Origin of the sequence: Lentzea sp. NPDC051213 (assembly GCF_044455585.1) — a bacterium.
In the GTDB taxonomy this organism is placed as follows: domain Bacteria; phylum Actinomycetota; class Actinomycetes; order Mycobacteriales; family Pseudonocardiaceae; genus Lentzea.
The window spans coordinates 189,132-213,173 of the sequence record NZ_JBITEX010000011.1 but is presented as its reverse complement, the minus strand read 5'-3'; the positions used below and the strand labels follow the sequence as shown (position 1 = coordinate 213,173).

At 68.8% G+C, this 24,042-nt stretch carries 23 protein-coding genes and 1 riboswitch; of the genes, 8 read left to right on the top strand and 15 right to left on the bottom strand.

The features are described from left to right. Positions 1-27: 27 nt before the first annotated feature. Positions 28-453, top strand: a complete 426-nt coding sequence (locus ACIA8G_RS39320) for a hypothetical protein (RefSeq protein WP_396423863.1) — start codon at positions 28-30, stop codon at positions 451-453. Here ACIA8G_RS39320 and nadC read toward each other — a convergent pair. Genes nadC through nadA form a run of 3 tightly spaced genes read right to left on the bottom strand, consistent with a single transcriptional unit; the run spans position 424 to position 3,886 of the window. Then, on the bottom strand, positions 424-1,257 hold the full coding sequence (gene nadC / locus ACIA8G_RS39315) for a carboxylating nicotinate-nucleotide diphosphorylase (protein ID WP_396423862.1): 834 nt from the start codon (positions 1,255-1,257) through the stop codon (positions 424-426). The genes ACIA8G_RS39320 and nadC overlap by 30 nt on opposite strands. Next, positions 1,254-2,867 (bottom strand): L-aspartate oxidase, encoded by a 1,614-nt coding sequence (locus ACIA8G_RS39310; RefSeq protein WP_396423861.1) that lies wholly within the window; start codon positions 2,865-2,867, stop codon positions 1,254-1,256. Before ACIA8G_RS39310 ends, nadC begins: the two co-directional genes overlap by 4 nt. Continuing rightward, positions 2,867-3,886, bottom strand: a complete 1,020-nt coding sequence (gene nadA, locus ACIA8G_RS39305) for a quinolinate synthase NadA (RefSeq protein ID WP_396423860.1) — start codon at positions 3,884-3,886, stop codon at positions 2,867-2,869. Before nadA ends, ACIA8G_RS39310 begins: the two co-directional genes overlap by 1 nt. A 100-nt stretch (positions 3,887-3,986) precedes the next feature. On the opposite strand from nadA, the gene ACIA8G_RS39300 reads away from it, so the two are divergent. The 4 genes from ACIA8G_RS39300 to ACIA8G_RS39285 all read left to right on the top strand — a co-directional run bounded on the left by ACIA8G_RS39300 (position 3,987) and on the right by ACIA8G_RS39285 (position 7,579). Next, positions 3,987-4,655, top strand: a complete 669-nt coding sequence (locus ACIA8G_RS39300; protein ID WP_396423974.1) for an NUDIX domain-containing protein — start codon at positions 3,987-3,989, stop codon at positions 4,653-4,655. 10 nt (positions 4,656-4,665) lie between these two features. Next, entirely contained in the window at positions 4,666-5,346 is a 681-nt protein-coding gene (locus ACIA8G_RS39295) for an LON peptidase substrate-binding domain-containing protein (protein ID WP_396423859.1), read from the top strand. Between the two features lie 269 nt (positions 5,347-5,615). Continuing rightward, positions 5,616-6,860, top strand: a complete 1,245-nt coding sequence (locus ACIA8G_RS39290; protein WP_396423858.1) for an MFS transporter — start codon at positions 5,616-5,618, stop codon at positions 6,858-6,860. After that, entirely contained in the window at positions 6,857-7,579 is a 723-nt protein-coding gene (locus tag ACIA8G_RS39285; protein WP_396423857.1) for a putative hydro-lyase, read from the top strand. The genes ACIA8G_RS39290 and ACIA8G_RS39285 overlap by 4 nt, the downstream gene beginning before the upstream one ends. 65 nt (positions 7,580-7,644) lie before the next feature. On the opposite strand, the gene ACIA8G_RS39280 is transcribed toward ACIA8G_RS39285, so the two are convergent. The 4 genes from ACIA8G_RS39280 to bioD all read right to left on the bottom strand — a co-directional run bounded on the left by ACIA8G_RS39280 (position 7,645) and on the right by bioD (position 10,242). After that, entirely contained in the window at positions 7,645-8,235 is a 591-nt protein-coding gene (locus ACIA8G_RS39280) for a DUF2567 domain-containing protein (protein ID WP_396423856.1), read from the bottom strand. A 13-nt stretch (positions 8,236-8,248) separates the two neighbouring features. Beyond that, positions 8,249-8,437 (bottom strand): hypothetical protein, encoded by a 189-nt coding sequence (locus ACIA8G_RS39275; protein WP_396423855.1) that lies wholly within the window; start codon positions 8,435-8,437, stop codon positions 8,249-8,251. After that, positions 8,437-9,453, bottom strand: coding sequence for a biotin synthase BioB (gene bioB, locus ACIA8G_RS39270; RefSeq protein ID WP_396423854.1), 1,017 nt, complete (start codon positions 9,451-9,453; stop codon positions 8,437-8,439). The genes ACIA8G_RS39275 and bioB overlap by 1 nt, the downstream gene beginning before the upstream one ends. A gap of 69 nt (positions 9,454-9,522) precedes the next feature. Beyond that, positions 9,523-10,242 (bottom strand): dethiobiotin synthase, encoded by a 720-nt coding sequence (gene bioD, locus ACIA8G_RS39265; RefSeq protein ID WP_396423853.1) that lies wholly within the window; start codon positions 10,240-10,242, stop codon positions 9,523-9,525. Between the two features lie 36 nt (positions 10,243-10,278). On the opposite strand from bioD, the gene ACIA8G_RS39260 reads away from it, so the two are divergent. After that, a complete protein-coding gene (locus ACIA8G_RS39260) occupies positions 10,279-10,521 on the top strand; it encodes a glutaredoxin family protein (RefSeq protein ID WP_396423852.1) in 243 nt (80 codons plus the stop codon). On the opposite strand, the gene ACIA8G_RS39255 is transcribed toward ACIA8G_RS39260, so the two are convergent. The 3 genes from ACIA8G_RS39255 to dnaE all read right to left on the bottom strand — a co-directional run bounded on the left by ACIA8G_RS39255 (position 10,494) and on the right by dnaE (position 16,547). Further along, a complete protein-coding gene (locus ACIA8G_RS39255) occupies positions 10,494-11,696 on the bottom strand; it encodes an adenosylmethionine--8-amino-7-oxononanoate transaminase (RefSeq protein ID WP_396423973.1) in 1,203 nt (400 codons plus the stop codon). The genes ACIA8G_RS39260 and ACIA8G_RS39255 overlap by 28 nt on opposite strands. Before the next feature lie 64 nt (positions 11,697-11,760). Then, positions 11,761-12,966, bottom strand: coding sequence for a cytochrome P450 (locus ACIA8G_RS39250; protein WP_396423851.1), 1,206 nt, complete (start codon positions 12,964-12,966; stop codon positions 11,761-11,763). A gap of 68 nt (positions 12,967-13,034) precedes the next feature. After that, entirely contained in the window at positions 13,035-16,547 is a 3,513-nt protein-coding gene (gene dnaE / locus ACIA8G_RS39245; RefSeq protein WP_396423972.1) for a DNA polymerase III subunit alpha, read from the bottom strand. 269 nt (positions 16,548-16,816) lie between these two features. On the opposite strand from dnaE, the gene ACIA8G_RS39240 reads away from it, so the two are divergent. Then, positions 16,817-17,662 (top strand): AsnC family protein, encoded by an 846-nt coding sequence (locus tag ACIA8G_RS39240; protein ID WP_396423850.1) that lies wholly within the window; start codon positions 16,817-16,819, stop codon positions 17,660-17,662. 30 nt (positions 17,663-17,692) lie between these two features. Here ACIA8G_RS39240 and ACIA8G_RS39235 read toward each other — a convergent pair whose 3' ends face one another. The 4 genes from ACIA8G_RS39235 to ACIA8G_RS39220 form a co-directional block, all read right to left on the bottom strand. Continuing rightward, positions 17,693-18,577: an RluA family pseudouridine synthase gene (locus ACIA8G_RS39235; RefSeq protein ID WP_396423970.1), complete on the bottom strand. Its 885-nt coding sequence runs from the start codon at positions 18,575-18,577 to the stop codon at positions 17,693-17,695. A 41-nt stretch (positions 18,578-18,618) separates the two neighbouring features. Continuing rightward, a complete protein-coding gene (gene lspA, locus ACIA8G_RS39230; RefSeq protein WP_396423849.1) occupies positions 18,619-19,314 on the bottom strand; it encodes a signal peptidase II in 696 nt (231 codons plus the stop codon). A 23-nt stretch (positions 19,315-19,337) separates the two neighbouring features. After that, positions 19,338-20,669: an aminotransferase class V-fold PLP-dependent enzyme gene (locus ACIA8G_RS39225; RefSeq protein ID WP_396423848.1), complete on the bottom strand. Its 1,332-nt coding sequence runs from the start codon at positions 20,667-20,669 to the stop codon at positions 19,338-19,340. A gap of 35 nt (positions 20,670-20,704) precedes the next feature. Next, positions 20,705-20,819, bottom strand: a riboswitch (SAM riboswitch). Positions 20,820-20,893: 74 nt separating this feature from the next. Further along, a complete protein-coding gene (locus ACIA8G_RS39220) occupies positions 20,894-22,381 on the bottom strand; it encodes a potassium/proton antiporter (RefSeq protein WP_396423847.1) in 1,488 nt (495 codons plus the stop codon). 125 nt (positions 22,382-22,506) lie between these two features. Here ACIA8G_RS39220 and ACIA8G_RS39215 point away from each other — a divergent pair, with 125 nt between their 5' ends. Beyond that, the gene (locus ACIA8G_RS39215; protein ID WP_396423846.1) at positions 22,507-23,439 is read left to right on the top strand and encodes a M28 family metallopeptidase; all 933 of its coding nucleotides are present in this window, start codon (positions 22,507-22,509) and stop codon (positions 23,437-23,439) included. Here ACIA8G_RS39215 and ACIA8G_RS39210 read toward each other — a convergent pair. Next, complete coding sequence (locus ACIA8G_RS39210; RefSeq protein ID WP_396423845.1) at positions 23,412-24,014, bottom strand: TetR/AcrR family transcriptional regulator; 603 nt, start codon at positions 24,012-24,014, stop codon at positions 23,412-23,414. The two genes, ACIA8G_RS39215 and ACIA8G_RS39210, sit on opposite strands and share 28 nt — an antisense overlap. Between the last annotated feature and the right edge of the window lie 28 nt (positions 24,015-24,042).

Below are 24,042 nucleotides of genomic sequence, written 5' to 3'. Positions count from 1 at the left end.
CTAACTGGAGATCACAGGATCGGGGGCATGACACTTCCAGTCCTGCCCTCGTTCGTCCGCGACCGCACGGAACTCGACGGCTTCAAGCTCTACCGCTCCGGCGGCCCGAACGGTGCCAAGAAGGTCGGCTGCGTCGTGCTCGTCACGATCGACACCGACGACGAAGCCACCGCGCGGGCGTGGGTCGACTCGGTGTTCGTCGCGCTCTCGAGCGAGCCGAACCCGCACCCAGGTGGTATCTCCGCCGCCTTCCACATCCGGGAGGACGGCAAGCAGGTCATCAACTACGCGGAGTGGGTCAGTGCCGAGGACCACGCCGAGGCGCTGTCGGACGGCAACGGAGTCGGCTCGGTCACCACTGACTGGCGCCGGGTGCAGAACTTTCCCGGCGTCCGTCAGGGTGGTTTCGTGCGCTACCAGCCGCTAGCGCAGGTCCAGGCCGAGGTCGAGTGACGGGCTGGAGTGCGTGAGGCCACCGACCGCGAGGTAGTCCACGCCGGTCTCGGCGTACCGGCGGGCCACGTCCAGCGTGAGTCCGCCGGACGCCTCCAGCTTCACGTTCTCCGGGCTGCGCTTCACGGCCTCGGCGCACTGCTCTGGCGTGAAGTTGTCCAGCAGCACCAGTTCCGCGCCCTCGGCGATCGCCTCGTCGAGCTGCGTCAGGCTGTCGACCTCGACCTCCATCAGCAGCTCGGGCGAGTGCGCACGGGCCGCGCGGATCGCGGCGCCCACCGAGCCGGCCGCGGCGACGTGGTTGTCCTTGATCAGGATCGCGTCACCGAGTCCCATCCGGTGATTCACGCCGCCGCCGCACCGGACCGCGTACTTCTGCAGCAGCCTGAGCCCTGGCAACGTCTTGCGGCTGTCGCGGACCTTCGCGCCGGTGCCCTCGATCGCGTCGACCCAGCGGGCGGTCTGCGTGGCGATGCCGGAGAGGTGGCAGATCAGGTTCAACGCCGTGCGTTCGACGGTGAGCAGGCCACGAGTGCGGCCGCTCAGCACCAGCGCTGGTTCGCCGGGCACGGCCTTGTCGCCATCCTCGGCCTCGTGCAGCACCTCGACATCGTTGAGGTAGCGCTGGAAGGCCGCCTTGGCGATCTCCACACCACACAACACACCGGCCGCGCGCGGAGTGATCTCCGCCGTGGCAACGGCCTTCTCCGGCACAGTGGCCAGCGTCGTGGCGTCCAGGCCGTAGCGGAGGTCTTCCTCCAAAGCGAGCTGGATGACCCGGTTCGCGTCGTCCCAATCGATCATGCGACACCCTCAGCGAGAACAGGATCGGCCAGCACCGGCTGGCCGGTCGGGGTGAGCCGGACGAGCTGACTGCGTTGCCACATCTCGGAACGCTCCGTGTAGTCCGTGCGGACGTGGCAGCCGCGAGACTCGGTGCGTTCCTGAGCCGCCGCGATCAGGGCACGGGCGGCCATCGTCAAAGCCGCGTCCTCGACCAGTTCGCGCGACTCCAGCTGCTTGTCCACAGTGGACACGTCGAGCACCGAGCCGACGACCGCGAGGCCCTCGGCGTCCCTGCCGATCGCGGCGTAGCGGGACATCACGCGCTGGAGCAGGTCGCGATCGGCCACCGGAGCCGTCGGCAGCACCGGGTCCACCGAGCGAGCCGGGGCGAGCATCCCGACGGCGAGGTCCGCCGCCACGGCCTCCGCGGCACGGGTGCCGCAGACCAGGCCTTCGAGCAGGCTGTTGGAGGCCAGGCGGTTCGCGCCGTGCAAGCCCGTGCGGGCTACCTCACCGACGGCGTACAGACCGGTCACGCCGGTGCGGCCGTCGACGGTGGAGACCACACCACCGCAGGCGAAGTGTGCCGCCGGGGCAACGGGAATCGGGTCCACGGCCGGGTCGATGCCCACCGTCACGCAGGCCGCGTACACGGTCGGGAAGCGGGTGGCCATGTCGTGCAACGCCGTCGCGTCCAGGAAGACGTGGTCGTCGACGCCACCGGGCTCGAGCGCCATGTGCCGGGTGATCGCGGCGGCCACGACGTCGCGCGGGGCGAGGTCTTCCAGCGGGTGCACGCCCTTCATCACGCGGGCACCGGTCGCGTCGACCAGCACGGCACCCTCGCCGCGCACGGCCTCGGTGACGAGCGGGCATCGGCCACGAGCGCCGCGGCCGGTGTAGAGCACGGTCGGGTGGAACTGGATGAACTCGACGTCGGCCGCGAGCGCACCGGCCCGCAGCGCGAGCGCCAGGCCGTCACCCGTCGCCACGGACGGGTTCGAGGTCGCCTGGTACATCTGGCCGAGGCCCCCGGTCGCCAGCAGCACGGCCGGTGCGGACAGCACGCCGGGCACGCCGTTGCCGTCGAGCACCAGCAGGCCGCTCACCGCGCCCAGCGGCGTCTTGACGGCGTCGACCGCGACGTGGTTCTCCAGCAGGGGAACCCGTCCGTCCACAGTGGCCTTGAGCAGCGCGCGCTCGACCTCGGCGCCGGTCGCGTCACCGCCCGCGTGCACGACGCGGAACGCGCTGTGGCCGCCTTCGCGGGTGCGTTCCAGCAGACCGCCGGGCTTCGCGTCGAACACCGCGCCGCGCTCACGGAGCCGGGCGACCGCCGCGGGCCCGTCCGTGATGATCGCGGCGACCGCGGCGTCGTCGCAGAGGCCGGCGCCCGCCGTCAGCGTGTCCTCGATGTGCCGCCCGACGGAGTCGCCGGGGTCGTGCTGGTCCGCCATGACCACCGCGACGCCGCCCTGCGCCCAGCGCGTGTTGCCGTCGTCGCCGGCTGCCTTCGTCACGACCAGGACGCGAAGTCCCAGCTCACGGGCGCGCAGCGCGGCCGTGAGGCCCGCCACCCCCGTGCCGACCACGATCAGGTCGGCCCGCGCCTCCCAGCGCGCGGCCATCACTCACCGCCGCCGGGCTTGCCGATCTCGATCATGCGCTGCACCGCACCCTGGGCGTGCTTGGCGGTCTCCAGGTCCACGTGCACCTCGTCCAGGCCCTCGCGCACGCACCGCAGGAGCGCGGCCGGGGTGATCATCTTCATGTAGGTGCACGACGCGCGGTCGTTGACGGCGCGGAAGTCGATCTCCGGGGCGGCTTTGCGCAGCTGGTGCAGCATGCCGATCTCGGTCGCGACGAGCACCTTGGTGGCCTTCGTGCTGCGGGCCGCGGTGATCATGTCGCCGGTCGAGAGGATCTTGACCTTCTCCGCCGGGACGATGCCCTCGCCGCTCAGGTACAGCGCGCTCGTCGCGCAGCCGCACTCCGGGTGGATGAACAGGTCCGCCTCCGGGTTGGCCGCAGCGCGCTCGGCCAGCTCGGGGCCGTTGATGCCGGCGTGGACGTGGCACTCGCCCGCCCAGATGTGCAGGTTCTCGCGGCCGGTCTCGCGCTTGACGTGCGCGCCAAGGAACTGGTCCGGGCAGAACAGCACCTCGCGGTCGGCCGGGATCGACGCGACGACGTCGACGGCGTTCGAGGACGTGCAGCAGATGTCCGTCTCGGCCTTCACCTCGGCGGTGGTGTTCACGTAGGACACCACGACCGCACCGGGGTGCTCGGCCTTCCACTCGCGCAGCTGCGCGCCGGTGATCGAGTCGGCGAGCGAGCAGCCCGCGCGCTCGTCCGGGATCAGCACGGTCTTCTGCGGCGCCAGGATCTTCGCGGTCTCGGCCATGAAGTGCACGCCGCAGAAGATGATGGTCTCCGCGTCGGACTGCGCCGCGATGCGGGACAGCGCGAGCGAGTCGCCGGTGTGGTGGGCGATGTCCTGGATCTCGGGAAGCTGGTAGTTGTGCGCCAGGATGACGGCGTCCCGCTCCTTCGCGAGGCGCAACACCTCGTCCCGCCACGCGGCGTCCGGCTCGACTCCACCGAACACGCCTGCCGCGGTTCGCTCCACAGTTGCGGTAGCGACCATCGCTGCCTCCTCGATCCCAGGTTTTCGCCTTATGGTCGAAAACGTCGCCGATAGTATCAGCCGAGTGGCGGGCGTGGGGCACGAAGTTCTGGCAGCTGTGCTGCGGGTGAGAGGTGCGTCACTCCAGGTCATGCTCTGGGAGCGCGCACGGGAGCCACACGCTCACCGCTGGTCGTTGCCGGGTGGAGAGCTGCGGGTGGACGAGGACGTGGAGACCTCCATCCGCCGTCAGCTGGCGGAAAAAGTCGACGTGCGACAGTTGTCACACGTCGAACAGCTCGCCGTTTTCAGCGCCCCGGACCGCGTACCGGGGCCCCGCGTGGTGGCGACGGCGTTCCTCGGACTGGTGCCTTCGGACGTCGATCCGGAGCGACCGGCGGACACCGAGTGGCACTGCGTGGACACGCTCCCTCCAATGGCGTTCGACCACGCCTCGATCGTCCATCGAGCGCGGAATCGGCTGGGCTCGAAGCTGTCGTACACGAACGTGGGTTTCGCCCTGGCGCCACCGGAGTTCACGATCTCCCTGCTGCGCGACCACTACTCGGCCGCACTGGGCTACCGGGTGTCGGCGACGAACCTGCAACGGGTCCTGTCGCGGAGGCTGTTGCTGGAACCGACCGGCGGCACCGCTCCCCCCGGCCCGTCCGGCGGCCGCCCGGCCGCGTTGTTCCGGTTCAGCGCCAAGGGAATCAAAGTCACCGACCCGTTCGCCGTGCTGAGGCCACCGGCGTCCGGCCGTCCGGCGGGCGGGAGTGGCAACCCGTAACGTGGGACGCGTGGCAGAGACGCTCCCGCTCTTCCCCCTGGGCACAGTGCTGTTGCCAGGGGCGTCTTTGCCGTTGCACATCTTCGAGCCGCGCTACCGCCAGCTCGTCGTCGACCTGATGACCGGGTCGCTGTTCGGCCGCACCTTCGGTGTCGTGTGCATCAAGGAGGGCTGGGAGGTCGGCGCGGACAACGTCCGCTCGATGCGGGACATCGGCTGCTCCGCCGACCTGCTGGACGCGCGACCGCAGCCGGAGGGCCGCTTCGACATCGTCACGCGCGGCGTGCGGCGCTTCCGGTTGCTGGACGTCGATTCCACGACCGCGCCGTACCTGCTGGGCCAGATCGAGTACGTGGAAGACGCTCCCGTGCCCCAGGCGGCGCTGGAGGTCGTGCCGATCCTGGAACGCGGCGCGCGGGCGGCTCATGAGCGGTACTGCGGGGCGGCGTGGCACCGGGAGGACTGGTCCTCGCCGGCGGACGACGTCGACGTCGGGGCGTTGTCGTACCTGCTGGCCGCGGACTGCCTGCTGCCGGTCGAGGATCGGCAGCGGCTGCTGGAGGAGAGATCGCCGGCTCGGCGGTTGCGGCTCGTCCGGCGGATGCTGCACCGCGAGACCGGGATCCTCAGCGCCCTGAAGGCCGTGCCCGTGCCGCTGACCGAGTTCGGTCACGTGCCCAGCCCGAACTGACCGCCGCTCCAGGCGTCTGCAAGTACCACCAACCCAACATCAACAGGCCTGCAACTACACCCAACTTGTTCGGCGCACACCGAACAAGTTGGGTGTAGTTGGCGACGGTTCGATCATGAGTTGGTGGTACTTGCAAACGCCATCAGGAGGAGGCGGGCGGAGCCGATTGTCGGATCGTGGGATTGTGGTCTTGTGGGATTGTTGAACAATCCTTACTCTGAGGGCCACATCACACTCGACCACTCCTCCACCACGCTGCGAGGTGTCCCATGAGCACGTCCACAACTGAGGACACAGGCCGTTTCGCCTGGTTCCGCAGTCTCGGCACGAAGGGCAAACGCGCCTTCATCGGCGCGTTCGGCGGCTACGGGCTGGACTCCTACGACTACTGGGTCCTGCCGCTGAGCCTGGTCGCGATCACCGGCTACTTCGGCCTCACCAAGGCGGAAGCCGGTCTTCTCGGCACGAGCACGCTGCTCATGAGCGCCATCGGCGGCGCGGTCGCCGGCGTGATGGCCGACCGGTTCGGCCGCTCCAAAACGCTGATCATCACGGTCGCGGCGTACGCGTTCTTCACCGTGCTGTGCGGGTTCGCGACGAGCTACGAGACGTTGCTGGTCTTCCGCGCGCTGCAGGGCCTCGGGTTCGGTGGCGAGTGGGCCGCGGGCGCGATCCTCGTGGCCGAGTACTGCAAGCCGAAGTACCGCGGGCGCACGGTGGCGTTCATCCAGAGCGCGTGGGCGGTCGGCTGGGGTCTCGCGGTCGTCGTCAACACCCTCGTGGCCTCGCTGGCCGACCCGAGCTGGTCGTGGCGGATCATGTTCTGGACGGGTGCGCTGCCCGCGATCCTGATCTTCTACGTGCGCCGCAACGTGGACGACGCACCCGAAGCGAAGGCGCAGACCCACCAGAAGGGCACGTTCCCGAAGATCTTCCAGGGCGGCCTGCTCAAGACCACGCTGTTCGCCGCGCTGCTCGCCACCGGTGTCCAGGGCGGGTACTACACGCTCGCGACGTGGCTGCCGGCGTTCCTGCAGACCGGGCGCGGCCTCACGATCATCGGCACGGGCGGCTACCTCGCGTTCCTCATCACCGGCGCGTGGATCGGGTACGTCAGCGGCGGCTATCTCACGGATTACCTGGGGCGCAAGAAGACCTTCGTGCTCTTCGCGGTCGCCAGCGCGCTGCTCATCGTCGCCTACACGCAGATTCCCAACGGCGCCAACACGTTGGTGATGTTCCTCGGCTTCCCGCTCGGCTTCTGCATGTCGGCCATCTTCAGCGGGTTCGGCAGCTACCTGTCCGAGCTCTACCCGACGCACCTGCGCGGCACCGGGCAGGGCTTCACCTACAACTTCGGGCGGGCGTTCGGCGCGGTGTTCCCCGGCCTGGTCGGGTTCATGGCCGACCGGCTGGGCATCGGCGGTGCCATGCTGTTCGGTGCGGCGGCGTACGGAATCGCCGTGGTGGCGCTGATCTGGCTGCCGGAGACGGTGAACAAGGAGCTCGAATGACGACCGCGGGACAGGCGCCGGGACAGGCGCAGGCCAACCTGATCGCCATCCCGAAGGACTGGGCGTACGACTTCCTGCTCTTCACGCACCGCAACCCCAAGCCGTGCCCGGTGCTGGACGTGCTCGACGCCGGTGAGACGGTCAGCGCGCTCAAGCAGGACGCGGACGTGCGGACCCACGCGCCGCGCTACCGGATCTGGGAACACGGCGAGCTCGTCGCGGAGCCGGAGGACGCGACCGAGTACTGGCGCGACGACCTGGTGACGTTCCTGATCGGCTGCAGCTTCACGTTCGAGACGGCGCTGCGCAGCGCCGGAGTGCCGCTGCGGCACGTGGATCAGCGCAGGAACGTCTCCATGTTCGTCACGGACATCCAGTGCCGTCCCGCCGGACGGCTGCACGGGCCGATGGTCGTGTCGATGCGGTGGATTCCGGAGTCCCTTGTGGACATAGCGCACAAGGTCACCGCCCTGATGCCGTCGGTGCACGGGGCACCGGTCGGCGCCGGCGATCCGCGGATGCTCGGGATCGACGACGTGCACGCGCCGGACTTCGGGGACACCGTCGAGCCGGAACCCGGTGACGTGCCGGTGTTCTGGGCGTGCGGCGTGACTCCGCAGGCGGTGCTGATGAAGTCCAGGCCGCCGTTCGCGATCACGCACGCGCCGGGTCAGATGTTCGTCACCGACATGCCGGACTTCGCCTACCGGGTCGGGTAACCCGCTAAAGCCATGAGGGTGACCTTCATGGACCTGAGGTCCATGAAGGTCACCCTCATGGCAATTCAACCGAGGCGCCGCCCCAGGTCGTCCAGGCCATTCCACGCCGCACAGCAACCGTAGGCGAGCGCGGCCGCCAGCGGCCACGCCAGAACTCCCCACCACGTCTCCAAAGCAGGCGCGACGAGCAGGGTGTCGTTCGGCTTGATCGTCGACGGCATCGGGTACTTGCCGGCGGCCAGCGAGCCGCCGAAGTACTGCGCGAACCACGCCGCCGCGAGCGAACCGGCCGTCATCGCGAGCATCACGACCGGCCCACGCCGTTGCCGCAGCAGCCACACCGCGATGCCGGTGATCGAGCCCGCGCCCAGACCGATCAGCACGAACACCATCAGCGCGTCGAGCCGGTGGTAGCTCTCCACACCGATCGGGTAGAGCTTGTTGTCCTGCGGCGACACGATCTTGAGCTGCCCCGGGGCGAGCCACGACCACAGCAGCGCGGCGGGAATGCCGGCCGTGAACGTCGTCAGCAGCACGGCCAGGCCGGGCAGCAGATCCCGCTTCACCACGACCTTCGGCCGCGGCCGGATGTAGTGGTAGACGTACAGCGGCTCCGGCACGGGTTCGATGCGCACCGGCGCTGCTTTCTCGTCCATTCGCGAGAGGTTACTACCGAGCAGAAGTGATCTCACCGTGGCGGCTGCAGCGCGCCGTCCAGCCGTCCGGGGTCACCTGGACGACCATCCGGCGCGCGCACGCCGAGCAGTACCGAGGAGGGTCGATCATCGACAGCCGCTGTCGGCAGAACGAGTGGTCGACCTCATCCTCGGCCTTGCCACAAAAGGAGCAGTAGTTCATCAGAAGGTCTGGCTCAGCGCCTTGATCGGCATGGACAGTTCCTCGAGCATGTCGAGGTCCTGCTGGGCCGGCCGGCCGAGGTTCGTCAGGTAGTTGCCGACGATGATCGCGTTGATGCCGCCGAGCATGCCCTGCTTCGCACCCAGGTCGCCGAACGTCAGCTCTCGGCCGCCCGCGAACCGCAGGATCGTGCGGGGCAGCGCCAGCCGGAACGCACCGACCGTGCGCAGCGCCTCGGCGCCCTCGACGACCGGGTAGTTCTCGTAGGGCGTGCCGGGGTTCGGGATCAGGAAGTTGAGCGGCACCTCGTCCGGCTCCAGCTCGGCGAGCTGCACGGCGAACTCCGCGCGCTGCGCCAGCGTCTCCCCCATGCCGATGATGCCGCCGCAGCAGACCTCCATGCCGGCGTCGCGGATCATCCGCAACGTGTCCCAGCGCTCCTCCCAGGAGTGCGTGGTGACGACGTTCGGGAAGTGCGAGCGCGCGGTCTCGAGGTTGTGGTTGTAGCGGTGCACGCCCATCGCCACGAGCTCGTCGACCTGCTCCTGCGTGAGCATGCCGAGCGAGCACGCGATCTGGATGTCGTTGCCGTCCGCGCGGATCGCCTTGATGCCGTCGCGGACCTGCGAAAGCAGCCGCTTGTCCGGGCCGCGCACGGCCGCGACGATGCAGAACTCGGTCGCGCCGGTGTCCCTGGTCTGGCGCGCCGCGCGGACCAGGCCGGGGATGTCGAGCCACGCCGAACGCACTGGCGACGGGAACTGGCCCGACTGCGAGCAGAAGTGGCAGTCCTCGGGACAGCCACCGGTCTTCAGCGAGACGATGCCCTCGACCTCGACCTCGGGGCCGCACCAGCGCTCGCGCACCTCGTGCGCCAGCGCCAGGAGCTGGGGGACTCGATCTTCTGGCAGCTCGAGCACCTTCAGCACCTGAGCCTCGGTGAGCCCAACGCCTCGTTCGAGCACCTGCTCACGAGCCTCGTCGAGCACGTCGATCTGTTCCGGTGCTGCGGTCACGGTGTCTCCTCCTCTGTGGCCTGGCGAGCAGTCTGCCTCACTGAATCCTTCATCGTGGAGCGACGTAGGTCACTGGACCGCGAACTGAGCCGCGAACGTTTCCGGGTCGAACTCGCCGCCGAACCACGGTGAGAACGATCGCCTGGCGACGGCGAGGAAATCCACAGAACCGAGCTTGGTCACACCCTGCGGCAGCGCCCCCAGCAAGGGCGCACCGGCTTCCTCCGGCAGATCGATCAGGTTCGTCAGTGAGGCGAGGTCCGGGTGCAGCGGCCAGCTGCCCACCACCACGCCGAGCGATTCGATGCCACGCCGCCGCAGCGCCTCGGCGGTCAGCGCGGTCGTGTTCAGCGTCCCCAGGCCCGCCTGCGCCACGATCAGCACCGGCGCGTTCACCGCCCACGCGATGTCGGCCAGGGTCGAGCCGCTCTCGTCGAACCGGACCAGCAGCCCGCCCGCGCCCTCGACCAGCACCAGGTCGTGGGCGGCGTCGAGCTCGGTCACGGCGGAGGCGACGTCCTTGGGATGCACGGTGGCCATCCCGGCCCGTCGCGCGGCCGTGGCCGGGGCCAACGGATCGGGGTATCTCGCCAGCTCACGGGTCGTCACGTCACCCGCCAGCCGGGCCACCTCGGCCACATCACCCGGCTCACCGGGCAGCAGGCCGGTCTGCGCGGGCTTCAGCACCGCGACCCGCCTGCCTTCCGCCCTGGCCAACGCCGCGATGCCCGCGGTGACGGCAGTCTTGCCGACCTCGGTCCCAGTTCCCGTGATCACCAGCACGCTCACAGGCAATCACCCTATGCGCTCACATACCGTGACTGCATGGCTGAGCAACCGATCGTGATGTACGGCGCCGAGTGGTGTGGTGACTGCCGCCGGGCCAAGTCGTGGCTGACCCGCAACAACGTGCCGTTCACCTACGTCGACGTCGAGCACGACGACGAGGCGCGGGACCGGGCGATCGAGATCGCGGGCCGCAAGAACATCCCCGTCGTCGTGCTCCCGAACGGTGACTTCCTGGTCGAGCCGACCGACACTCAGCTCGCCGCCGCGATCACGCCCTGACAGATCGTGGCGACGTCGTCGTCCGTGCTGACGAACGGCGGCATCGTGTAGATCAGGTCGCGGAACGGCCGCAGCCACACGCCGGCGTCCACGGCCGCTTTGGTCGCTCGTGCCATGTCCACGGGCTCATGCAGCTGCACGACACCGATCGCGCCCAGCACGCGCACGTCCTTCACACCGGGCAACGCGCGTGCGGGTGCGAGGCCCTTCTTGAGGCCGTTCTCGATGCGGGCGACCTCGCGCTTCCAGTCCTGCGACAGCAGCAGGTCGATCGACGCCAGCGACACCGCCGACGCGAGCGGGTTGCCCATGAACGTCGGCCCGTGCGCGAGCACCGGCACCTCGCCCTTGCTGATCCCGTCCGCCACCCGTGACGTGCACAAAGTCGCGGCCATCGACAGATAACCGCCGGTCAGCGACTTGCCGACGCACATCACGTCCGGGCTGACGTTCGCGTGGTCGGCACCGAACAGCTCACCGGTGCGGCCGAAGCCCGTGGCGATCTCGTCGAACACCAGCAGGACGTCGTGCGTGTACGCGAGCTCACGCAGAACGTGCAGGTAGCGCGGGTCGTGGAACCGCATGCCGCCCGCACCCTGCACGACCGGCTCGACGATGATCGCGGCGAGCTCACCGGCGTGTTCCTCGATGACGTCCGCTAGGTGCTGCACGTACGCCGTGTCCATCTCGGCCGGCGGGGCGTCTGCGAACACCTGGACCGGCAGGATTCCACGCCACAGCGAATGCATCCCGCCCTCGGGATCGCACACGGACATGGGGTTGAACGTGTCGCCGTGGTACCCGCCGCGCCACGTCAGCAGCCGGTGCTTCTCCGGCCGGTTCTGCGAGCGCCAGTACTGCAGGCACATCTTGACCGCGACCTCGACCGACACCGAGCCGGAGTCGCACAGGAAGACGTGCTCCAGCCCCGCGGGCGAGATCTCGACGAGCTTCGCGCAGAGCCGGATGGCGGGCTCGTGCGTGAGCCCGCCGAACATCACGTGACTCATCCGGCCGAGCTGCTCGGTGACCGCGGCGTCCAGCACCGGGTGCCGGTAGCCGTGGATGGCCGCCCACCAGGACGACATCCCGTCGACGAGCTCACGGCCGTCCGCGAGCGTGAGCCGGACACCCTCGGCCGAGCTGACGAGCAGCGGCTCCTGGGTGCCCGGCATCGGGCCGTACGGGTGCCAGACGTGCGCCTGGTCGAGCTTCAGCAGGTCGTCCACCCGCCGAAGATTAAGCGAGGCGGACCGGAAGCGTGTGCAGACCGCGGATCAACGTGCTGTCCCGCCACACCAGCGTCTCCGGCTCGGCGGCCAGCGTGAGGTTGGGGAACCGCCTGAGCAACGCCGTGAGCGCCACGTCGAACTCCAGCCGGGCCAGCGGTGCGCCCAGGCAGAAGTGGATGCCGTGCCCGAACGCGACGTGGCCCCGCGCGTCGCGGGTGACGTCGAGCTGGTCGGCGTTCGCATAGCGGTCCGGATCCCGGTTGGCCGCGACCAGCGACACCATCACGAGCTCCTCCGCGGGGACCGTGACGCTGCCCAGCTCGATCGGCACGGTGGTGTAGCGGAAGGTCGCGATGTTGACCGGCCCCTCCAGCCGCAGGAACTCCTCCCCCGCCGCCGGGATCAGCTCGGGCCGGTCCTTGAGGATCTGCAACTGATCGGGGTTGCGCAGCAGCGCGAGCACCGCGTTGCCGATGAGGTTCACCGTCGTCTCGTGGCCGGCGACGAGCAGCAGGAACGCCATCGACACCAGCTCGTTGCGGTCGAGGCGGTCGCCGGAGTCGTCGGCGTGCACGAGCGCGGAGAAGAAGTCGTCGGTCTGCTCGGCCGCCGCGATCCGGTCGACGTGCTCGAACAGGAACTGGGCCATCGCGGCACCGGCCTGCGCGATCTGCTCCTGCGTGCCGTAGGACAGCAGCTGGTTCGACCACTCGCGGAACTCGTCGCGGTTGTCGATCGGGATGCCGAGCAGCTCGCAGATCACCGTGATCGGCAACGGGAACGCGAAGGCCTCCAGCAGGTCGACCTCCGTGCCGTCGGCCATCTTCGCGATCAGCTCGGCGGCGATCTCCTCGACCCGCGGCCGCATCAGCTCGATCCGGCGGGCGGTGAACGCCTTGGTCACGAGCTTGCGCAGCCGGGTGTGACCGGGCTGATCCATGTTGAGCATGTGCACGGTCAGCGCCTGGTCGAACATGCGCCGGTCGGTGTCCGGCGGTGAGTGGCGTTCGAAGATGTGGCGGCCGTCGAGGATGTTCTTGCTGATCCTCGGGTCGGTCAGCGCGACCTTGGCCTCTTCGTAACGAGTCACGAGCCAGACCTTGAGTCCTCGCGGCAGGAGGACCTCTCGCACGGGCCCCTCGGCACGCAACATGTCGTGCACTTCGTGCGGGTTCTGGACGTAGTCGGCGGGCAACTGGGTGAGAGTCGTCACCTCACCCAGTTAACCCCGTTTACTACTCGCTCGCCACCAAAAGTCGAGCATTCCTCCACTGGCGAAAGTCACCGCTGGATGGTGATGCCCCGGATGGTCTTGAGATCACCGAAGAACGACGGCGTCGGCTGGACCCGGTAGTTGTCCACCACCAGCATTTCCTTCGACTTGTCGCGCTTCTGGACCTCCAGATGCACCGCGACGTGGCCCTCGTGCGACTTGAGCGTGATCTTGAGCTCCTCGACCAGCTCGGGCGTCAGCATCTTGGTGGTGAGCCCGAGGACGACCGGCGGATCCGCGTCGGGATTCAGCTCCGCGTCGCTGATGTCGAGCGGGACGACACCGTCACCGAAGATCGCCATCTTGTCCTCGCGCCAGTTCACCCGCCCCTTCACGCACACGGCGGAGTCGAGCTCCAGATCGTCGCGAAGCACCTCGTAGGACTTCGGGAAGAACAACACCTCGATGGACGCGTCCAGGTCCTCGATGACGGTGATCGCCCACGGCAGGCCGTTCTTGTTCACCCGGCGCTCGATCGACGAGATCATGCCCGAGACGATCAGCTCGCCTTCCTTGGGCGGATCGTCGAGCACGACCGCGATCGGCCTCGGCGCGAACTTGCGCAGGATCCGCTCGGCACCGTCGAGCGGGTGCGAGGACACGTACAGCCCCAGCATCTCCTTCTCGAGGCTGAGCATCTGCTTGCGCTGGTACTCGTCGGTGCCGAACTTGAGGTGCGCCAACGGTGACGTGCTGTCGTCCTGCTCGTCACCGCTGTCGGCGCCGAACAGGTCGAACTGGCCTTCCGCTTCCTTGCGCTTGATCGGGACGACGGCGTCGACCGCGTCCTCGTGCACCTGGATCAGCGACAGCCGCGTGTTGCCGAACGCGTCGAACGCACCGGCCTTGATCAGCGACTCGATCACGCGCTTGTTGCACGCGACGAGCTCGGACTTGTCCATGAAGTCCGTGAAGGACGTGTAGGCGCCCTTCTCCTTGCGGGTCTTGATGATCGACTCGACGACGTTCGCGCCGACGTTGCGGATCGCGCCGAGACCGAAGCGGATGTCCGTGCCGACCGCACCGAAGCGCAGCGCCGACTCGTTGACGTCCGGCGGGAGGACCTTGATGCCCAGGCGGCGGCACTCGGCGAGGTAGACCGCCGACTTGTCCTTGTTGTCACCGACCGACGTGAGCAGGGCGGCCATGTACTCGGCGCGGAAGTTCGCCTTGAGGTACGCCGTCCAGTACGAGATGAGGCCGTACGCGGCGGCGTGCGACTTGTTGAACGCGTAGCCGGCGAACGGGAGGATCGTGTCCCACAGCGCCTTGATCGCCTCGTCGGAGAAGCCGCGCGGGTCGTTGCGCATGCCCTGCTGGAAGCCCTCGAACTCCTTGGCGAGGACCTCGGCCTTCTTCTTGCCCATCGCCTTGCGGAGCACGTCCGCGCGGCCCATCGAGTAGCCGGCGACCTCCTGCGCGATGAACATGATCTGCTCTTGGTAGACGATCAGGCCATGCGTCTCGCCGAGGATGACCTTGAGCGGTTCCTCGAGCTGCGGGTGGATCGGCTTGACTTCCTGGCGGCCGTTCTTGCGGTCCGCGTAGTCGTTGTGCGCGTTCACACCCATCGGACCGGGCCGGTACAGCGCGCCGACCGCGACGATGTCCTCGAACGTCGTCGGCTGCATCCTGCGCAGCAGGTCGCGCATCGGCCCGCCGTCCAGCTGGAACACGCCGAGCGTGTCACCGCGGCCGAGCAGGGCGTAGGTCTCCGGGTCGTCCAGCGTGAGCTTGTCGAAGTCCGGGACCGCGTCCTTGCCGCGGTTGGCCTCGATGTTCTCGATGGCGTCGCCCATCACCGTGAGGTTGCGCAGCCCGAGGAAGTCCATCTTCAGCAGGCCGATGTTCTCGCACGACGGGTAGTCCCAGCCGGTGATGAACGAGCCGTCGTCGCGGTACCACAGCGGGATGGAGTCGGTGAGCGGGTCCTTCGACATGATCACCGCGCAGGCGTGCACGCCGGCGTTGCGGATCAGGCCCTCGAGACCGAGCGCGGTGTCGAAGATCTCCTTGACCTGGGAGTCGGTCTCCAGCAGCGACCGGACCTCGGCGGCCTCGCCGTAGCGCGGGTGGCTCTTGTTGACGATGCCGTTGAGCGGGATGTCCTTCGCCATGATCGGCGGCGGCAGCGCCTTGGAGATCTTGTCGGCGATCGCGAAGCCCGGCTGACCGTGGTGCACGCGCGCCGAGTCCTTCAGCGCCGCCTTGGTCTTGATGGTGCCGAAGGTGATGACCTGCGCGACCCGGTCCGCGCCGTACTTCTCGCTGGCGTAACGGATCATCTCGCCGCGACGGCGGTCGTCGAAGTCGATGTCGATGTCGGGCATGGCGGTGCGCTCGGGGTTCAGGAACCGCTCGAACAGCAGACCGTGCGGGATGGGGTCGATGTTCGTGATGCCCATCGCCCACGACACCGCGGCACCCGCGGCCGAACCACGGCCGGGACCGACCCGGATGCCCACGCTGCGGGCGTAGTTGATCAGGTCGGCGACGATGAGGAAGTACGCCGGGAAGCCCTTGTCGATGATGACCTGGGCCTCGAAGTCACAGCGCTTGATGTACTCCTCGGGGACTTCCTGGCCGGTGAACCGCCACTCGAGACCGCGCCGGATCTCCTTGCGGAACCACGAAGCCTGGTCCTCGCCCTCGGGGACCTCGAAGTTCGGGATGCGGTCCTTGACGCTCCAGATGTCGGCGTAGGACTCGATCTTCTCGGCGACGAGCAGCGTGTTGTCGCACGCCTCCGGCAGGTCCTTCCAGATCTGCCGCATCTCCTCGGCGGACTTGAGGTAGTAGCCGTCGCCGTCGAACTTGAACCGGTTCGGGTCGGTCAGCATCTTGCCGGACTGCACGCACAGCAGGGCCGAGTGCGTGTCCGCCTGGTCCTTGGTGACGTAGTGGCTGTCGTTGGTCGCGAGCGGCGGGATGCCGAGCTTCTTGCTGATCTCCAGCAGCTCGTCGCGAACCCGGCGCTCGATCTCGAGGCCGTGATCCATCAGCTCGAGGAAGAAGTTCTCCGCGCCGAAGATGTCGCGGTAGTCGGAGGCGGCCTGGTAGGCCTCCTGCACCTGGCCGAGCCGCAGCCGGGTCTGCACCTCGCCGGACGGGCAGCCGGTCGTGGCGATGATGCCCTCGGCGTGCTCGGCGACGAGCTCGCGGTCCATCCGGGGCTTGTAGTAGTAGCCCGTCTTGCTGGCCTCGGTGTGCAGCCGGAACAGGTTCCGCAGACCGGTCGCGTCCTTCGCCCACATGGTCATGTGGGTGTACGCACCGGCACCGGAGATGTCGTCGCCGCGCTGGCCGGGGTCGCCCCAGGCGACCGGCTTCTTGTGCAGGCGGTTGTGCGGAGCGAGGTAGGCCTCGATGCCGATGATCGGCTTGATGCCGGTCTTGGTGGCCGTCTGGTAGAACTCGTCGGCCCCGTACATGTTGCCGTGGTCGCTCATACCGACAGCGGTCATGCCGAGCCGCTCGGCCTCCTCGAACAGCGGGGCCACCTTGGCCGCACCGTCGAGCATCGAGTACTCGGTGTGCACGTGCAGATGCACAAACGAGTCCGACACCGGCAACCCCCTTGTGTAGCAAGCGTTTTAGCGCGAACAAGGGACGAAGACGTCCTGGCGCCGGTCGAGCCTACAGGCCCTGCCGGGCGCCGGGTGCGACCGGCGCGCGGGTGGCGCCAAACCGCCTGGTCACATCATGGGCGTGAGGTGGCTCGCGGAGGCCTTGATCTCGATCCGGCAGGCGATGACGCGAAGATCTCACCCGGCAGGTAGCGTTTCAATTCGTGGTGGCCCCTGATCCCGTAGACGCTCGCCTGCTCGCCGTTCTAGCCGAGTCGGGCCGCGCCGCTGTGCACGAGATCGCCCAGCGCCTCGGCATGGATCCACGCGAGGCCGCCATGCGCCTGATCACCCTGTCCGGCAGCGGTCTCCCGCTGTTGGTGGGTGTCGAATGCGACCCCAACGGCGTGCGCCGGGCCCTCGCCAACGCCGCCGCCTACGGCAACTACATGGGCCCACCGCCGTCCGGTGGCTACGCGGTGCACCAGAGCGGTCCCCACCACGTGAGCGGCCCGCACCAGGTCCCGTACGGCCCGCAGGGCCCGTCCAGCCAGCCGTTCCCGGCCCAGCCTCAGCCCCAAGCGACCTGGGGTCCGCCGCAGTCGGCCGGCTGGGTGCGCGCGGACCAGCCGCAACCCAGGCCCGTGTCCCGCACCGGCAAGGTCGGCACGTCCCTCGAGGCGGACAGCCTGGAAGGTGCCCACCTCTCGATCCAGCTGGTGGAGGTCGTCGACCCGGCGGACTTCCTGTTCACCGCGGCGGGCTACAAGCTGGCCGAGGGCGAGCGGTCCGTGGTCGTGCACACCGAGGTGACGAACACGTCGCAGGTGCCCTACACCTCGCTCCCGGACATGTACCTGGTCCTGGTCACCAAGACCGGCGAGACCGTGACGAAGGCCCCGGTGTCCCTGTCCTCCCGCCCCGCGCACAAGCTGGGCGTGCAGCCGGGCGAGACCACCGGCGGGCACACCGTCTTCGTGCTGCCGGACGCGACCGAGGTCATCCAGGTGCGCTGGAGCGTGCGGCCCGAGGTCGACCTCAACACGCTCGTCTGGACCGTCGAGGACTAGTGCCGGGCCGACCGGGCCCGGCAGCCGCGATCAGCCCTCTTCGCGCAGCTTCTCCAGCGAGGCGGCCAGGTCAGCCGGGTACTCCGACGTGTAGGTGACCCACTGCCCGTCCGCCGGGTGGTGGAACCCGAGCTGCCGTGCGTGCAGCCACTGCCGCGACACCCCGAGCCGCTTGGCCAGCGTCGGGTCGGCGCCGTACGTCAGGTCGCCGACGCACGGGTGGTGCAGCGCCGAGAAGTGCACGCGGATCTGGTGCGTGCGCCCGGTCTCCAGGTGCACCTCGACGAACGACGCCGCGCGGAACGCCTCGATGACCTCGTAGTGCGTGATGGACGGCTTGCCGTCCTGCATCACCGCGAACTTGTAGTCGTGCTTCGGGTGCCGGTCGATCGGGGCGTCGATCGTGCCCTTGATCGGGTCCGGGTGGCCCTGAACGATCGAGTGGTACACCTTGTCGACGGTCCGCTCTTTGAAGGCGTGCTTCAAAGCCGAGTAGGCCGACTCCGACTTGGCCACGACCATCACACCCGTGGTGCCGACGTCGAGCCGGTGCACGACACCCTGCCGCTCGGCAGCCCCGGAGGTGGCGATCCGGTGCCCGGCGGCGGCCAGGCCACCGACGACGGTCGGGCCGGTCCAGCCGGGCGACGGGTGCACGGCGACGCCCACCGGCTTGTCGACGACGATGATGTCGTCGTCCTCGTGGATCACGACGAGGCCTTCGACCGGAATCGCCTGGACGGTGATCGGCTGCGGCGGGGCCGGCAGAGTGATCTCCAGCATCGCGCCGGCGACCAGCCGATCCGACTTGCCGACCACCCGTCCGTCGATCAGCACGTCGTCCGCATCGGCGATGCCGGCGACGACGGTGCGGGACAACCCGAGCAGTTTGGCGAGGCCCGCGTCCACACGCATGCCGTCCAGCCCGTCGGGAATCGGCAGCGTTCGGTATCCGCTCACGCCTCGACCTTTTTCTCTTTGTGGACCGTCCCGTCGTAGTCGTGCTGCATTAGCGCCAGCACCACGATCGTCGCGCCACCGCAGACGATCGCCATGTCAGCGACGTTGAACACCGGCCAAACGCGGCCGAACGGGTCGAACAGCGAGAGGAAGTCCACCACGTGGCCGCGCAGCGGACCCGGCTCGCGGAAGATGCGGTCGGCGAGGTTGCCGACGGCACCGCCCAGCACCAGGCCGAGGCCGATGGCCCAGCCCTGGGAGCGGAGGTTGCGCGCGATCCAGAGGATGAACCCGACGACACCCAGCGCGATCAGCGCGAGGATCCACGTCCAGCCCTCGGCCAGCCCGAAGGCGGCACCGGGATTGCGGACGAACGTCAGGTAGAGCACGCCACCGAACAGCTTGATCGGCTCGGCATCCTCGAGAAAGGCCACGGACAGGACTTTTGTGAGGATGTCCAGGACCAGCACACCGGCCGCGAGCACGGCGAGCAGGTGCACTCTCGGCTCCGGCAGCGACCCGGTGATCGAGAACTCGGCAGCGTCGTCGTCCTCGGAAGGCTTCGTTTCCGCAGCCTTCTCCGGTTCGGCGTCCGCCTCGGGTTTCGGTTCCTCGACCACCTCAGGCTCGCCGGCCTGCTCTTCAGCAGGCTTGGCGGCGGCCTTCTCGTCGGCCTTGGACTCGTCACTCACCAGGTCATTGTCCACGACCGGGACTACGCGAGGAACGGCGGCAGGGTTCGGCTGTCGTCCTCGGGCACCCAGCGGCCGTCGCGCTGCGTGTAAGTCCACTTGGGACCTTCGGTGACGAGCGTGCGCAACGCCGCCACCAAACGGTCCACGTGCTCGGCCGTCGTACCGAGGCCGATCGACGCGCGCACAGCGCGTTCTTCGTTCGAACCGGCCTGCTTGACCAGGCGGCCGACGATCACGTGCGCGCAGAACGCGCCGTCCCGCACACCGATGCCGTACTCGGCGGAAAGGGCCGCCGCGAGGAAGCCCGCGTCGAAACCGGCGATGGTGAAGCTCACGACGCCCACGCGGTCGGCGTCGGTCAGGATCGACAGCTCCCGGAAGCCGGGAACCGTGCGCAGGCCCTCACGCAGGCGCGTGAGCAGCTCCTGCTCGTGCGCGATGGTCTGCTCCCAGTGCCGCGAGAGGATCTCGCAGGCCGCGGCCAGCGCGTGCACGCCGACGACGTTCGGGCTGCCCGCCTCGTGCCGCTCCGGCACCTTCGACCAGGCAACGCCCAGGCGGTCGCCGTGATCGGTGACCTTGGCCGTGGCGCCGCCGCCCACCAGGTACGGCTGGGCCTGCTGCAGCCAGTCCGCGCGGCCCACCAGCACGCCGGCACCGAACGGCGCGTAGATCTTGTGACCGGAGAACGCGATGTAGTCGACGCCCAGCTCACGGGCGTTGATCGGGCGGTGCGGGGCGAGCTGCGCCGCGTCCAGCGCGACGCGGGCACCGTGCGAACGCGCGACCTTCGCGAGCTCGGCTACCGGCCACAACTCGCCGGTGACGTTGGACGCCCCGGTGACGATCACGAGCCGCGGACCGACCGGGGCGGCGGTCAGGGCCCGGTCCAGTGCCGCGAGGGCCGCACCGGACGACGTAGGGGTGGCGATCCGCTGCACGTTGGGACCGCGCCAGGGCAGCAGTGCCGCGTGGTGCTCGCTGTCGAACAGCACCACGGCCGTGCCCTTGGGAACGCTGCGTGCCAGCAGGTTCAGCGAATCGGTGGTGTTGCGGGTGAAGACGACGGCGTCGGAGGAGTGCGCGCCGACGAACTTCCGCACGCGGTCACGTGCCTGCTCGTAGACGCGGGTGGAGACCTGGGAGGCGAACCCGGCGCCGCGGTGCACGCTGGCGTACCAGGGCAGCAGCTCGTCGACGGCGTCGCGGACCTCCTGCAGACACGGCGCGCTGGCCGCGTGATCGAGGTTGGCGTACGTGACGCGCTCTCCGGTCACCAGCGGAATCCGCAGGTCGGAACCGACGACAGCGGGAACCGAAGCGGTGGTGTTCGGGGTGATCGCGAGCGTCATCGAGCTGCCTCCTGCGGCCTGGGGGCCTGACTGGAGGCCCGCGCTTGACCGGCGCCCTACGCGCCGGACCAGGTCCTCACCAAGGGCACCCCACCGCGGTAGGAGGGTTGCCGGCCAGCAAGCTTGGGCTTGACGCTGGCTCTCATGACCTGCCGATGACGTTAGCGGACCCTCACAACACGCGTCGAGAGCCGATCACATGGTGAGAAGCCTCGGAAACCGAGCTAGTCCCCGGTCTCGCCCTTCCACCGTGCGTAGCGACCGGCGCGGTCCACGGCTCGTATCCGCCGCTCAGCGGCATCGCGCGCCTCTTCGGTGGTGACGATGAGCAACTGGTCCTCGGTCTGCAGCCTGGTCGTCGGCTGTGGCGTGAAACTCTTTCCGCCGCGCACCACGAGGCTCACCGTGGCGCCGCTGGGCAGCCGCAGTTCGGACATGTAGACGCCGTGCAGCTTCGACCCGCGCTGGAGGTGGACCTGCAGCAGTTCGGCGCCCAGCTCGTCGAGCGGCGAGGAGTCGACCTGCACCTCCTGCGCTTCGCCCGAGCGCACCAGACCGAGACGCCGGGCGAGGAACGGCAGCGTCGTGCCCTGCACCACCGTCAGCACGATGACCAGCACGAACACCGCGTCTACCAGCTCGCGCGCACCCTCGACGCCCTGGATCAACGGGATCAGCGCGAAGACGATCGGCACCGCGCCGCGCAGACCTGACCACGAGAGGAACGCCTGTTCGCGCCACGGCACCTTGAACGGCAGCGCGGCGAGCATCACGGACAGCGGCCGCGCCACGAAGGTCAGCACGACACCCGCGATCAGCGCGGGGAACAGCACGTCGAGCAGCCGCGAGGGAGAGGCGTAGAGGCCCAGTAAAACGAAGAGCCCGATCTGCGCGAGCCAGCCGAGGCCCTCGGCGAAGGAGAGGGTGTCGGCGCGGTGCGGCAGGCGGGCGTTGCCGAGGACGAGCGCGGCCACGTAGGTGGCGAGGAATCCGGAGGCGTGCAGCAGGTCGCCCGCCGTGTAGGCCATCACGCACACCGCCACCGTGGCGAGCGGGTACAGGCCGGTGGCGGGCAGCGCCGCGCGTCTCAGCCCGGCGCCACCGAGCCAGCCGAGCGCGACACCGATGAGCGCGCCCGCGGCCAGTTCGTAGAGCACCAGCAGCGGCGCGGTCCAGGTGATCTCGTCCGCCGAGGCCAGCAGCACGACGGCGATGTAGACCGGCGCGTCGTTGAGACCCGACTCGAGCTCCAGCGCGCCGGTGAGCCGCGGCCCCACGCCCAGTGTCCGCAGGACGCTGAAGACGGCGGCCGCGTCGGTGGACGACAGCACCGCGCCCCAGAGCAGCGCCATCCGCCAGTCGAGGCCGAGCAGGTGGTGCAGTGCCGTTCCGGTGATCGCGACACTCACTGCAACGGCCACTGTGGACAGTGCGACGCCTAACCACAGCGAGGTCTTCACGGCCTGCCAGCGGGTCGTGAGCCCGCCCTCGGTCAGGATCAGCACGAGGGCCGCGATGCCCAGCGACTGGGTGAGGTCCGCGTCGTCGAAGTGGATGCCGAGCACGGACTCGCCGAGGACGACGCCGATGCCCAGGTACAGCAGGAGTGAGGGCAGGCCGAGGCGGATCGACACCCGCACCGCGATCACGGAGACCAGCAGGACGGCGGCGCCGATGCCCAGAACAAGCGTGACGTCACCCACCTGGACCATTCTGATTGATCACCACCGAAATGGACGAATCCGACGCGACAACCCGACGTTCGCACCTACCGGGCTCATGCACAGTGGAGCATGTTGATCAGTGGCTCAATCCCTACCCTGCACGGAGTTGAACCATGAGGATCCTGATCGCGCTGGCGGCCGCCTTGATGGTGACCGGAACCACAGCAGCGCAAGCGGCCGCTCCGGCGGTCATGGCCGCCCCCAACATCTCGGTGGCCAACGTCCAGTCACACCTCAACCAGTTCCAGTCGATCGCGAACGCCAACGGCGGCAACCGCGCTCACGGACGTCCGGGGTACCTGGCCTCGGTCAACTGGGTGAAGAGCAAGCTCGACGCGGCCGGCTTCGTCACGCGGGTGCAGTCGTTCACCTACGGCGGCGCCACCGGCTACAACCTGATCGCGGACTACCCCGGCGGCGACGTGAACAACATCGTCATGCTGGGCAGTCACCTCGACAGCGTCACCGCGGGCCCCGGCATCAACGACAACGGCACGGGTTCGGCGTCGATCCTGGAGGTCGCTCTCCAGATGAAGGCCACCGGCTTCCAGCCGGCCAAGCACGTGCGGTTCGGCTGGTGGGGTGCCGAGGAGCGCGGCCTGATCGGCTCGACCAACTACGTGAACTCCCTGTCGGCGACCGACAAGTCGAAGATCAAGGCGTACCTGAACTTCGACATGACGGGCTCGCCGAACCCCGGCTACTTCGTCTACAGCGCCTCCGGTCAGCCCTCCGGTTCGCTGGCGCTGCAGCAGCGGCTGCAGGCGGGCTTCACGTCGATCAACGTCCAGACCGAGCTGACCAGCGTCGGCGGCCGCTCCGACCACGCGGCGTTCGCCCGCGCGGGCATCCCGATCGGCGGCACGTTCACCGGCGCCGAGGGCCGCAAGACCGCGGCTCAGGCGCAGAAGTGGGGCGGCACGTCCGGCCAGGCCTACGACCGTTGCTACCACGCCTCCTGCGACACCACGTCCAACATCAACGTCCCGGCGCTCGACCGCAACGCGGACGTGATCGCCTACACGTTGTGGGCGACCGCGGTCTGATCTCGCGCGGCCTGATTCGTGGCTAGTACCTGCACGGCCTCGTCGAGCACCGGTTCGACGAGGCCGGGCAGGGTCGCGTACATCTGCACCTGCCCCAGGTAGAGGCTGAACGCGATCAACGCGCGCTTCCTGGCGTGCTCAGCGTCGAACCCCAGCTCTTCGAACAGCTCCCTCAGGTACCCGAGCCTGCGCTCCGTCACCCGGTGCAGCACCGGCGCGATGACGGGATCGTGCGCACCCTGCTGCAGGGCGAGCTCGACGGACCCCTTGCGACTGCGGTCGAGCACCGTGCCGAACAACGTCCTGAGCTTGTCCAGCGGCGTCGCCTCCGCCTCGACGAGCTCGATCACGGCCTCGGTGTGCTCCCGCTCCCACCGCTCGACGGTGGCTTTGAGCAGCGCCTCCCGGTTCGAGAAGTGGTGGTAGACGCTGCCCTTCGTCGCCCCGGCGCGCGCCGCGAGCGGCTCGATCGCCACGGCCGGGAGCCCGCCCTCGGCCAGCGCTCTCAGCGCTATCTCAGTCCAGTCGTCACGAGATCGCCGCACCACGGTTCCGTACGCTACCGTATGTTTCATGAACATACGCCAGCGTATGGAAGGGGGA

Coding starts and splice junctions, on each gene's coding strand:
- nadC (WP_396423862.1), bottom strand. CDS start 1,257: ATGATCGATTGGGACGACGCGAACCGGGTCATCCAGCTCGCTTTGGAG.
- ACIA8G_RS39280 (WP_396423856.1), bottom strand. CDS start 8,235: ATGGACGAGAAAGCAGCGCCGGTGCGCATCGAACCCGTGCCGGAGCCG.
- ACIA8G_RS39255 (WP_396423973.1), bottom strand. CDS start 11,696: ATGCCGGGCACCCAGGAGCCGCTGCTCGTCAGCTCGGCCGAGGGTGTC.
- ACIA8G_RS39235 (WP_396423970.1), bottom strand. CDS start 18,577: ATGCGTGTGGACGCGGGCCTCGCCAAACTGCTCGGGTTGTCCCGCACC.
- ACIA8G_RS39215 (WP_396423846.1), top strand. CDS start 22,507: ATGAGGATCCTGATCGCGCTGGCGGCCGCCTTGATGGTGACCGGAACC.
- ACIA8G_RS39320 (WP_396423863.1), top strand. CDS start 28: ATGACACTTCCAGTCCTGCCCTCGTTCGTCCGCGACCGCACGGAACTC.
- ACIA8G_RS39285 (WP_396423857.1), top strand. CDS start 6,857: ATGACGACCGCGGGACAGGCGCCGGGACAGGCGCAGGCCAACCTGATC.
- ACIA8G_RS39260 (WP_396423852.1), top strand. CDS start 10,279: ATGGCTGAGCAACCGATCGTGATGTACGGCGCCGAGTGGTGTGGTGAC.
- ACIA8G_RS39225 (WP_396423848.1), bottom strand. CDS start 20,669: ATGACGCTCGCGATCACCCCGAACACCACCGCTTCGGTTCCCGCTGTC.
- nadA (WP_396423860.1), bottom strand. CDS start 3,886: ATGGTCGCTACCGCAACTGTGGAGCGAACCGCGGCAGGCGTGTTCGGT.
- ACIA8G_RS39310 (WP_396423861.1), bottom strand. CDS start 2,867: ATGGCCGCGCGCTGGGAGGCGCGGGCCGACCTGATCGTGGTCGGCACG.
- ACIA8G_RS39290 (WP_396423858.1), top strand. CDS start 5,616: ATGAGCACGTCCACAACTGAGGACACAGGCCGTTTCGCCTGGTTCCGC.
- ACIA8G_RS39210 (WP_396423845.1), bottom strand. CDS start 24,014: ATGAAACATACGGTAGCGTACGGAACCGTGGTGCGGCGATCTCGTGAC.
- dnaE (WP_396423972.1), bottom strand. CDS start 16,547: ATGCTCGACGGTGCGGCCAAGGTGGCCCCGCTGTTCGAGGAGGCCGAG.
- ACIA8G_RS39220 (WP_396423847.1), bottom strand. CDS start 22,381: ATGGTCCAGGTGGGTGACGTCACGCTTGTTCTGGGCATCGGCGCCGCC.
- ACIA8G_RS39275 (WP_396423855.1), bottom strand. CDS start 8,437: ATGAACTACTGCTCCTTTTGTGGCAAGGCCGAGGATGAGGTCGACCAC.